Annotated in this window: 4 protein-coding genes; all 4 read right to left on the bottom strand. The window is 56.2% G+C overall.

What is annotated here, in order from left to right:
* Positions 1–558, bottom strand: a 558-nt coding sequence (locus tag QMF38_RS09435; RefSeq protein WP_281759279.1) for a phage head morphogenesis protein, incomplete at its 3' end; no start/stop codon positions are given.
* A 67-nt stretch (positions 559–625) separates the two neighbouring features.
* Positions 626–2167 carry a phage portal protein gene (locus QMF38_RS09430; RefSeq protein WP_281759278.1) on the bottom strand — a complete coding sequence of 514 codons (1542 nt, stop codon included), beginning with the start codon at positions 2165–2167 and terminating at the stop codon, positions 626–628.
* A 14-nt stretch (positions 2168–2181) separates the two neighbouring features.
* Complete coding sequence (locus tag QMF38_RS09425; RefSeq protein ID WP_281759277.1) at positions 2182–3468, bottom strand: PBSX family phage terminase large subunit; 1287 nt, start codon at positions 3466–3468, stop codon at positions 2182–2184.
* Positions 3455–4024: phage terminase small subunit (terS, locus tag QMF38_RS09420; protein WP_281759276.1), on the bottom strand; the 570-nt coding region annotated here is incomplete at its 5' end. The genes terS and QMF38_RS09425, both read right to left, overlap by 14 nt.

Genomic DNA, 4024 nt, shown 5'->3' with positions numbered 1-4024 from the left:
CAGCGGCGCCGCATAGCAGCGGCAGTTAAAGATGCAGCCTGCATGGTAGTGCCCGTAGATGTGTGACTCGCCGGCCAGTTGCTCTGGACTCGGCGGGTCATCCCACGATACCAACACCCGATCCATGTAGCGGTGTGACTCACGCACGCGGCTGTCCTCCGACGTGCGCCACACATACCACTTGACGCCCATCTCTTCGCAACGCGCTTGCGTGAGCGCCGTCGCCGTCTTCGCGGCCTCTGTGCGTGCGATGAGATTCGCTTTGACGTCAGAGAGGTGAGGGTACATCTTCTGCAGTTCTGCTGCAACAGCCTCCGGTCTCATACCCGCCAGTGCACGACTAGCGATGTGCTTCGTCATCGCCTGGCTGATGTCGCGCGGCACACTCGTGATGTACTGCGCATTGGCCTCAATCTGCTTCGCCATGGCACGGCCAGTCGGTGTATCCTGCAACTCCTTTTGCAGCGCCTCATAGATCATTCGGCCCTGGCTGTTGACCTTCGCCGCTTGACGCCAAGTGCGGCCAGCATCCGTAAACAGGTGCGTGACCATCTTCATTGCGGCTGCCTGCGCATACCGGATGAACCACGGCTGATTGGCGGCATCTTGCAAACGGGTGATAATGTCAACGGGATCGTCTAAGCCAGCGATAGAAGCGGCTAGTTTTTTGAGTGCTGTCGTGATCGCCCGTTTGTATTCTCGCTCGATCCGGAGTTTCGGTTGCCAAAGAGAGCCCTTCATCTGGCATCAGCTCTCCTATATTGGTGGAATCGTCGGCATCTTCGATGTCTTCATCGGTGATGCTGCCGAACATACCTGTAGAATCACTCATCTGACGCAACTCTTGCAAGGCTGTCTTCTGCGAGATGATACCCGCGTTCACGAGGTTGACGATGGCGTTGGTCTTTTGCTCGACTAGGTCAGCGAGTTCTTTGTCCGAAGGTGACCGAATCGGATTGAACAAATAGTCGAGATCGTCCGGTATGCCACCAAACTCCGACATGCAGAGGATCGGCAGTAACTTGTCAATGACCGGCGCCAAGTAGGTCTCCTGCGACTGCTGCACCGTCTCGTAGTAGTGCTGCAGGTCGCTTTCGCCGGTCGCGTTCATCCCCGCGGGAGAACGCCCGAAAAGCCGCGTCACAGGGATTTGACACGCACCTGCGACGTCCATCATGAACGACTCATAGATCTCGTTCAGACCAGAAAACGTGTACTGGTGCGTCTCCATCTCGTCGTCTTTGTCCATGATGTAGAGGCCCATATTCGACATAAGCCAATTCTGCGCCTGGAGCGTGTTGTACAAGTCCTGCTGCATCTGCGGATCGCCTACGGCCAGGTCTTGGCCAAGCTGCCCCATCTTGATCACACGCAGGTTCGCGAGGAAGATGAGAGACGCAATGTTGTACGACGTGTTGTCGCGCTTGCGTAGTTCCTCATAGACAATCTCGACTTCAGAGATGCCCCAGTGCACCTCGGCGAGTTTTTCCCAATAGGGCAAATCACGACCTGTAAAGCGTATGACGCGCGAATGATGGATCCGTAGCACATTGCCCGTCTCCATCGTGACCTCGTAGTACTTGGGCAGCCCAAACTCCGGATCAGACGGATCATCAACCAGTTCTTCACTCGGGTATGCGCCTGTCCACCGATCAACGATCATCAAGTTCGCGAAAGAGCCAGGCATGATCATGTCGTAGTCAAGCGGCTGGTCAAGGATGTCCTCATGCCCCTCGATCATGATGATGCCGGCGGCACCACCGTAAAGGCGACCCCATTTAAGGCCGTGTAGGATCTTATGTTGCAGTCGCCGCGTTCGGATGGCTCGGTGCAACTTCTCAAGCGCAGCTGGAGGCATCGAACTGTTAAACGTGATCCAATTCCGCGTCATGTCTTCCGGGATAATATCGACCACGCGGCGAATGATCCAGTTGTTGCGGTACAGGGCGTTCAGGAGCTGATAGTTGTTCGTGAGCCGCGTGAGTGGATACTCCGTACCCTCGATAAGGTTAGGTGTGCCATAGCCTAGCCGCGCCAAAGCGTTACTGAAGGCATCTTGAGTCAGAATACGACCGATCGTCTGCATAACCGTGTCATTGGTCGTCAGTCCGCGCGGCGCAGGCTCCTGAATACGTGTTGTCGGCCGACCACTTCGCCGTTTCGCCATCGTCTCACCTCCTCTCATGCATGCAAGCGACGTGGCCGCACCGTGGTCTTGACCACGTATCGCATAGCGTCAACGGCGTGGTCATTTTGCTTCAACGGCTGTTCCACACCACGAGCCGCCGCTTTCTCGTCCCAAACGTAACCGGATATCTCGCGGATGAGATTCGGGCAGTTTTCTCGATGGACACGAATCCGGCGCTGTGCCATCATCGTGGCTACCCTGCGGATACCATCCAGCACTTCGTTCTCCGCGTCACGTGTATGAATGCCTCGCCGGCGGAGGGCGACCTTGAAACTCGCGGCAGAAGGGTCTACGATGACAGCCCGTACGGGACGGTCGCCGATGAAACGAAGCATGTCATCCGCATACTCCGCATCGTCCTTTTGTCGCCCATGCTCGCGACCGCTGTGGTAGTACTCGTTGACAAACCACAGTGTCTGGCCATCGTCGAGAACGTCCAAAAACACCGTTGCGTTCTGCGTACCATAGTCCAAGCCGATATACCGTTGCGCCGACATCCACAAGCCCGGCGGCATATCCTCATCGCTAAACGTGTTCAGGCGGTCGTCCCACATGTCGTAGATGGAGCCCTCTGCAACCACCCAAAGTCCCTGGATGTATCGCTTGTAGAACACGCCCTGGTACATCGTGCGATAGCGCGCTTTCGTCTCTTCCGACAGACTCAGATTGTCATCCATCGTGAAGTGGAGATGTAGGGCCTGCTTCTCAGTTGCATGGTCTAGCCACTGTACCTTGAACCAGTGATAGGGGCCGGCCGGGTTGCAGTTGAACCAGAATTTCGCGCCGTCTACTGAGCAGCGCGCTGTAGCCTGGTTGACGAACGACTCCGGCATAAGTGCAACCTCGTCAAAAAACATGCCCGCTAACGTGATGCCTTGGATGAGATCCTGTGATCGCTCGTCCCGACCGCCAAACAGATAGAATTCATTGGCGCGGCCTCTCCAGTACACCGTAAACGAGTTGCTCGTCAGATGCTCTTCTACGTGATAACCTCGCGACCGGAGCATACGACGGAGCGGGATGATCACGTTACGTCGGAGCGCCGCGATAGTCTTGCCTGCCATCCCTAGGTTCTCGGTGTTGAAGGTCTCCATTGCCCACATCACGAATGAGAGTGACATCGCCACGGTCTTGCCCGCACGAACAGAACCATCGCAAATCAACGCAGTTTTATGTGCGTAGGGGCTAACACCTGGCATCCACCAGGACAGCACTTGAATTTGCTTGTCGGAAAAGGGCTGGAACCGAAACAGAGCCGGTTGACGTTTAGCTACCGGCATCGTCTGACCACACCTCCGCAGCTCGTCCCTTCAGCGCGTCCAAGAATCCATCGTCTTCGGTCTCGATTAAGCCATCTGGATTACGCATGCGGTCAACTTCGGCACGCAGCTTTTCGATTCGCATACGCTTTTCCTCCGCCTTCAGCGCGCCCGGCAACAACTCCTCGTAACGCGCAATCAGCCCTTCAAGTGTCTTCATCGCACGCGACTGCGCCTGCAGGAAGTTCGCATGCTTGTCCCATGCAGGCTGCACAAGACGGGTATGCGATTCCGCTCCATCTACGCCAATGGACTCCGATATCACGAACTCAGAGTGATCGGTCGCGTCGTGAACATGCATGATGCGCTGCGCGCGAGCAATGGCTGTGTACTGGATGACGATGTTCTGCCAGATGATGTCGAGTGGATCGAGTTGTTCAATCTCGTTGATGATGGCATGCGTGTCAGGGTCGTCCGGGAAGATGCGGCGAAAAAAACCGTGCGTGACAGCTTTGTCGTTTCCGACCGGCCCACCAGGGCCGCCGATGTTGCCGACCGCGTTCTTGTTGCCTTTTGG

Origin of the sequence: Alicyclobacillus hesperidum subsp. aegles (genome assembly GCF_027923525.1) — a bacterium.
In the GTDB taxonomy this organism is placed as follows: domain Bacteria; phylum Bacillota; class Bacilli; order Alicyclobacillales; family Alicyclobacillaceae; genus Alicyclobacillus; species Alicyclobacillus aegles.
The sequence above is the reverse complement of the archived record's forward strand: the minus strand, read 5'-3'. Positions and strand labels throughout refer to the sequence as shown.